The organism is Nocardia sp. NPDC058497, from assembly GCF_042720195.1.
Classification (GTDB): Bacteria; Actinomycetota; Actinomycetes; order Mycobacteriales; family Mycobacteriaceae; genus Nocardia.
This window is the reverse complement of sequence record NZ_JBHXMY010000014.1, coordinates 1-6,258: the sequence shown is the minus strand read 5'-3', so window position 1 is coordinate 6,258 and position 6,258 is coordinate 1. Positions and strand designations below refer to the sequence as shown.

Annotated in this window: 5 protein-coding genes; 3 read left to right on the top strand and 2 right to left on the bottom strand. The window is 70.0% G+C overall.

Annotation, left to right across the window (positions count from 1 at the left end; genetic code table 11):
• Window positions 1-182: 182 nt before the first annotated feature.
• Window positions 183-464 (top strand): MGMT family protein, encoded by a 282-nt coding sequence (locus tag ACFWPJ_RS02165; protein WP_378846019.1) that lies wholly within the window; start codon window positions 183-185, stop codon window positions 462-464.
• A gap of 391 nt (window positions 465-855) precedes the next feature.
• Here the strand turns inward: ACFWPJ_RS02165 and ACFWPJ_RS02160 are convergent, their stop codons facing one another.
• Complete coding sequence (locus ACFWPJ_RS02160; RefSeq protein ID WP_378846017.1) at window positions 856-1,533, bottom strand: MBL fold metallo-hydrolase; 678 nt, start codon at window positions 1,531-1,533, stop codon at window positions 856-858.
• Between the two features lie 121 nt (window positions 1,534-1,654).
• Between ACFWPJ_RS02160 and ACFWPJ_RS02155 the strand changes: the two genes are divergently transcribed.
• Window positions 1,655-3,646, top strand: coding sequence for a TPM domain-containing protein (locus tag ACFWPJ_RS02155; RefSeq protein ID WP_378846016.1), 1,992 nt, complete (start codon window positions 1,655-1,657; stop codon window positions 3,644-3,646).
• A gap of 117 nt (window positions 3,647-3,763) precedes the next feature.
• Window positions 3,764-4,582 (top strand): MerR family transcriptional regulator, encoded by an 819-nt coding sequence (locus tag ACFWPJ_RS02150; protein ID WP_378846014.1) that lies wholly within the window; start codon window positions 3,764-3,766, stop codon window positions 4,580-4,582.
• 233 nt (window positions 4,583-4,815) lie between these two features.
• Here ACFWPJ_RS02150 and ACFWPJ_RS02145 read toward each other — a convergent pair whose 3' ends face one another.
• Window positions 4,816-6,084 (bottom strand): acyltransferase, encoded by a 1,269-nt coding sequence (locus ACFWPJ_RS02145; RefSeq protein ID WP_378846012.1) that lies wholly within the window; start codon window positions 6,082-6,084, stop codon window positions 4,816-4,818.
• Window positions 6,085-6,258 lie beyond the last annotated feature (174 nt).

Here is a 6,258-nt window from a genome sequence, read left to right as displayed (position 1 = left end):
AGCCCATGGTGTGCCTCCGGGGCAGGAGCGGCCGTTCGCGGGAAACCCGATTTCATCCTGATCAGTCTGCCAGGTCGGTCCGACGACCGATCATGCCAGCGGTCACCACCCGATTCCGGTCCGGTGAACGGTCGGCCGCAAGCCTTACCGTCACGGCCCGCATTGGACTTCCATTTACTGCCATGAGCTTCGTCGATCAGGTGCGGGAGGTGGTCGCCGCCATCCCGCCCGGCCGGGTCGCCACCTACGGCGATATCGGCAAGCAGATCGGGGTGGGTCCGCGCCAGGTGGGGCGGGCGATGAGTCTGCTCGGCGACGACATCCCGTGGTGGCGGGTCACCTATGCCGACGGCACGCCCGCGACCTGCCACGACGGCGAGGCCAGGGGCATGCTCGCCGCGGAGGGCACGCCGATGCGCGGCGCGAAGGTCGACCTGGATCGGGCCAGGGCGACCATGGCCTGACCAGGCCCTCGATTCGAGTAGCCGAGGCACTCGACATCGCCTTGTCCGAGGGGTGTACTGGGTAGTGGTGACCTGCGACGGCAGGGCGCCCCGCTGGGTGGTCCGGGCAACCGGGTGTCCCGCCCACGGTCGCCTGCACAGCGGGGCAGGCGGCAACTCAACCGAATTATTGTTGTTTATCGCGGTTCCTCGAAGGGGGTGCCCAACCGAACAACTACATCTCCTCGCGGCCTCCGTTCGTCATCGGGAGGTCACGTGACCCGAATCGCCGGTCTCGTTTTCGGCCTCGGGTTGACGGTGTGACAACCGTCGGAGTCGACGGCGTTCGGACCGTCGGAGAACGGCACCTCGGCCCGCGTCTGGTGCCGTTCTTTATTGCGCTGGGACCGGTTCACCAGCCCCGGTCGCGCCACTCGTCGAGGTGGGGGCGCTCGTCGCCGAGGGTGGTGTCGTCGCCGTGGCCCGGGTAGACGGCGGTGTCGTCGGGGTAGCGGTCGAACAGCTTGGTTGTGACGTCGGTGAGCAGGGTGTCGAAGTCGGCTGGGCTGTGAGTTTTGCCCACTCCACCGGGGAACAAGGAGTCGCCGGTGAAGAGGTGGGTGCGGCCCGCGCCGTCGATGAGGGCCAGCGCGACCGAGCCGGGCGTGTGGCCGCGCAGGTGGATCACCTCGAGGACGAGGTCACCGACCTGGATGGTGTCGCCGTCGGCGAGCAGGTGCTCGGGGTGCACCGGCAGGATGCCCGCGTCGAGGGGGTGGGCGGCGGTCGGGACGTCGAGTGAGGTGGTGACCTCGGTGAGCGCCTGCCAGTGGTCGGGGTGCTGGTGGGTGGTAACGATCAGCTCGATCTGGCCGGGGGTTTCCTGGCCGATCAGGTCGATGATGCGCGCGGCGTCGTTGGCGGCGTCGAGGAGCACCGCGGCGCCGGTGGCCGTGCTCTGCACGAGGTAGGTGTTGTTGTCCATCGGGCCGACGGACATCTTCACGATCCGAGCGCCGGGCACGTCCCGCTGCTGGGCGGCCGCGCCTGCGGTGACATGTCCGGTGTAGAGGCGATCGACTGTGACCATGCGCCGATCGTAGAAGCCACGCCCCGCGCCGCCGCACCCGCGGTCGCCGCGCGCCCGTTAGATTCGACACATGCCGCTGTCGAGGAAGAGTTCGGCCCCACGATCGGTTCCGGTGCGCGCGATGGCCGGCCTGCTCTGCGCGGTGTTCGCCGCGGTGAGCCTGCTCTGCGCGCCGAGCGCGACCGCGGAGCCGCCCTCGCGCATGGGTCCGCAGGTGGTCGACAGCGCGGATGTGCTCAGCGGCGCCGACGAGGCCAGGGTGCTCGCGGCGGTCGACCGGCTCTACCGCGATCACCAGGTCAAGCTCTGGGTGATCTACGTACGCGATTTCGCCGCGATGGCCCCGCGCGACTGGGCGGCCCGCACCTCCGAGCTGTCCGGTTTCAGCGATCACGATCTGCTGCTCGCGGTGGCCGTGGACGATCGCGGCTACTGGCTCGACGGCATCCTGCCCGACGGTGTCAGCGACGGCGAGCTGGATTCGCTGCTGGCGGGCACGGTGGAACCTGATCTGCGCGAACGCAAATGGGCGCAGGCCGGAGTCGACACCGCCGACGGTATCGGGTCGGCGATGCGCGGCGGTGGGGTGCCGTGGGGGTGGCTCGTCGGTATCGGATTGGTGGTCGTTCTCCTCGCCGGTGGCCTGCTCCTGTTCTCCCGCAAGCGCCGTCGCGACCGTGACCGCGCCGAACTCGGCACCGCCCGTGCCGTCGACCCGGGTGATTCGGCCGCGCTGGCGAAACTGTCGCTGCCGACCTTGCAGGCACTCTCACGCGAACGGCTCGTCGAGATCGACGATGCCGTGCGCACCAGTTCCGAGGAATTGGCCTTGGCCACCAGCGAATTCGGCGAGACCGCGGTGACACCGTTCCGCACCGCGCTCGACGCGGCCCGTGCCGCCACCGCCAAGGCGTTCACGATCCGCCAGCAACTCGACGACGCCGTCCCGGAAACCCCCGACCAGCAGCGCAGCATGCTGATCGAGCTGATCTCCACGGCGGGCAAGGCCGACCGTGAACTCGATGCCCAGGTCGCCGATTTCGACGCGATGCGCGATCTGCTCATCGACGCACCGGCCCGGCTGGACGGGCTGACCCGCGACATCGTCGACCTGACCGCGCGCAAGCCCGCCTCCGAAGCCGAACTGGCCCGGCTGAATTCGGCCTACCCGGCGTCGGTACTAGCCCCGGTCCACGACAACGTGCGGATGGCGACGGAGCGAATCACCTTCGCCGAGCAGAACATCGACACCGCCCGCACCGCGCTGACCAGGCCGGTCGGTCAGCAGGGCGGGGCGGTCGCGGCGATCCGCGGGGCCGAGGGCGCGATCGGTCAGGCACGCACCTTGCTCGATGCGGTCGACCAGGCGGCGACGAATATCCAGCAGGCACGCGACGGGCTGCCCGCCGCCCTCGACGAACTGCGCGCCGATCTCACCGCGGCCTCGGGGCTGACCGAATTCGGCGGTCCCGAACTGGCCGCCGCGGTCACCAGGGCCGACACCACCGTGGATACCGCTGCGGCCACCGCCGAATCCGATCCGCTCGGCGCCTTTCACGAGGCGGTGACCGTCGATGCCGAGCTGGACCGGGCGATCGCGGCGGCCTCGGATCGCAAACTCGCCGTGGAGGATCTGCGGCGCAGGCTCGATCGCACGCTCACCGACGCGGCCGCTCGGATCGATGCGGCGTCCTCGTTCATCACCACCCGGCGCGGTGGGGTCGATGCAGAGGCGCGCACGCGGCTGTCGGAGGCGCAGCGTCATCTCGACGAGGCGCGCAGGCTGGCGGGGACCGCACCGGATCGCGCGTTGACCAGCGCACAGACCGCCGCCGACCTCGGCGGACGGGCATTGCAGCAGGCGCAGGCGAGCGTGCGCGCCTGGGAGGCCAGGCAACCGGTGGCTGGCGGCGGATCGCAGGCCGGTGCGGTGCTCGGTGGCATTCTGCTCGACGGTTTCCTGCGCGGCTCGATCGGCGGTGCGACGCGACGCGGCGGCGGATTCGGCGGCGGCGGATTCGGCGGGGGCGGATTCGGCGGGGGCGGGTACCGGCCGGGTTCCTACGGCGGATCGTCGGGATCGCGCCGGGTCAGCCGAGGTGGCCGGTTCTGACCACGGCACCGACCGGTGCACTTCCGGCGCGACCGGTCTCCGCTGGGGCGAGCATGAGCCCGACGGCCCGTTCGGCTTGACCCTCACACCGTGTGAGGTCGTACACCGGAAGGCGTCATGTTCAGTATCGGAGATTTCGCCAGACACGGTCAGGTGTCGGTGCGCATGCTGCGCCACTACGACGCCGTGGGATTGTTGCGGCCCGCCCGGGTCGACCCGGCCACCGGGTACCGGTTCTATACGGCCGCGCAGCTGGCCAGGCTCAACCGCGTGGTCGCGCTCGAGGAGCTCGGGTTCACGCTGGAACAGGTGGGCCGGATGCTCGATCCAGGTCCCGGCCCGGAGGAACTGCGCGGCATGCTCACGCTGCGCCGGGCCGAGCTGGAACAACAGATCGCGGCCGACCACGCCCGGTTGACCGATGTCGAAGCGAGACTCCGCATCATCGAGAAGGAGGGCGACATGCCCGATCAAGATGTGGTGATCAAGTCGGTGCCCGCCGTACGGGTGGCCGAATCGACCGGGCGGGCAGCGGGTTTCGAGCCGCAGGCGATCAGCCCGGTCATCCAGCCGCTGTTCGGCGATCTCAGCGATCGGCTGGCACAGGCGGGCATCGCCATCGCCGGACCCGCGATCGCCTACTACGACGCGCGCGACGACGGGACCGTCGACATCCACGCGTGCGTGCCGGTGAATGTGGAACCCGATGCGGCGCCGGGGTTCTCGATCGTCGATCTGCCCGCGCACGAGAGCGTGGCGACGGCCGTCTACCACGGCAACGTCGCTGGGATCGGCTCGGCGTGGCAGGCGTTGGGCCGCTGGGTGGAGGACAACGGCTACCGCACCGCGGCGCCGGTCCGTGAGGTCACCCTGGAGTGGACGCCCGATCCCGACAGCTGGGTGACCGAGCTGCAAGAGCCGCTCGCACCGCGCTGACCAGTAGCCTCACCTTCCGGGCTCGGCGTGCTCGGCGGATCCGATATCGCATCTCACCCTCACCGAGGTGCTGGAGGTGGCGCCGAGCCTGGTCGACACATCGCCGATCGTTCGAAGAGCTCGACAGGGTTGCCCGGCAATGTCGTCCCCAGGATCGTCGGCGACAGCGCCTTCCGCCGTACGGTCGAGTCGCTGTGTCGCTCGGCGCGGTGCGCAAGCCACACGCCTTGGCCTCAGGCGGTCGCGGCCTCGTGGTCGGCCCGCCAGGTCAGCTCGGCGGCCACGGCGGGCAGTAGTGCGGCCGCGCGCACACCGCCGCCGAGCCTGCCGATGGTCAGCCTGCCCAGGTAGGTGTAGACCAGGAACGTGACCGCCGCCGAGGCGCCCGTCGACGGGCGGGGATGCGCGGACAGGTAGACGATCTCGTAGTCGTCGAGGATCAGGCCCGTGGGCGCACGGAAGGTCGGCACCGTGCCCGTGTTGGTGAGGGCGATGTGCCCGGCCGTCGAGTGGATGCGGGTGGGGCCGAAGAAATCCGGGAAGTGCAGGACCGACTGTTCGATCACGCCGGTCGCCAGATCGTCGTGCAGGCTGGTGCCGATCCGCCGGGCAAGGGCGACGATGTCGTCGGTCCCGGCGGTGTCGGTGGTGAAGGCGGCGAGGCCGGAGATGTTCGTGCCGGCCGCTGCCTCGATCGGCGGGTCGAGTCGCCTGCGCATGTCGACCGGGTAGACACAGCCGACCTCCGCCACGTCGTAGACCGACGTGAACGCCCGCAGCACCGCCGCGGTGACCAGCCCGTTCACACTCACCGCATGGGTCCGCGCCAGGTCGAGCACCCGTGCGGTCTCGGCGAGGTCCAACTGGATTCGCGCGGGCCTGGCCAGCGCGGCGGTGGCCTGCGGCGACGGCTCGACCACGCCCACCGCGTCGGCGACGACGAGCGGACGGGTCACGGTCTCCAGACCTGACCGCGGTCCACGCTCGGTCCCCCGCCGCGCCAGTAGCGATTCCAGCGACACCGGATACTCCCGTGCGCCGACCGCGATCGACCCGGTCTCGACGTGGTCGGTGTAGTAATCCCACAGCCGCGCGAACAGTTCGACGCAATGCCCGGCGTCGGCGACACTGTGGTGCACGAACAGGGTGACCCGCGCCCGATCCTCTTCGGCGAGAACCACATCCAGATACCCCAGCTGATCGGCGGGGTCCATCGATTCGGTCGGGATCCTGACCTCGTCGGGATCACCGAAACTCACCCAGGCGCCGACGGGCTCGATATGCCCGGGGCGCAGCAGGATGCCGGTCTCCTCGACGTCCTCGACGATCCGGCACACCAGGATCGGGAAGGCGCGCTGCAGTGCCGCGAACGCCGCGCCGAGGGCAGCGGCGTCGAGTTCACCGCGCACGGTCACCGAGCGTCCGGTGAAGGTGGCATGCCGGACGAATCGTTGTTCCGACGGGTCGAGCCCCCGCACCACATCTTCCGGTTCCCACAGCACAACGCACAGAGTGAGGCACGAGCCCGGCCGATGCAAACCGTCAGGTACGCACTGTGATCACGTCCACGCCACGCCCATAGCGAAGCCCGCGGCGGGTGTTGGGCGGGGGTGGTTTTGGTGGGGGTCAGGGGCCGTAGTGGTGGTGGGGGTTTTAAACAACTCCGAGCCCACGAG

Bases quoted from the DNA above. Each gene is read 5' to 3' on its own strand.
- ACFWPJ_RS02165 (WP_378846019.1), top strand. From the start codon at position 183: ATGAGCTTCGTCGATCAGGTGCGGGAGGTGGTCGCCGCCATCCCGCCC.
- ACFWPJ_RS02160 (WP_378846017.1), bottom strand. From the start codon at position 1,533: ATGGTCACAGTCGATCGCCTCTACACCGGACATGTCACCGCAGGCGCG.
- ACFWPJ_RS02155 (WP_378846016.1), top strand. From the start codon at position 1,655: ATGGCCGGCCTGCTCTGCGCGGTGTTCGCCGCGGTGAGCCTGCTCTGC.
- ACFWPJ_RS02150 (WP_378846014.1), top strand. From the start codon at position 3,764: ATGTTCAGTATCGGAGATTTCGCCAGACACGGTCAGGTGTCGGTGCGC.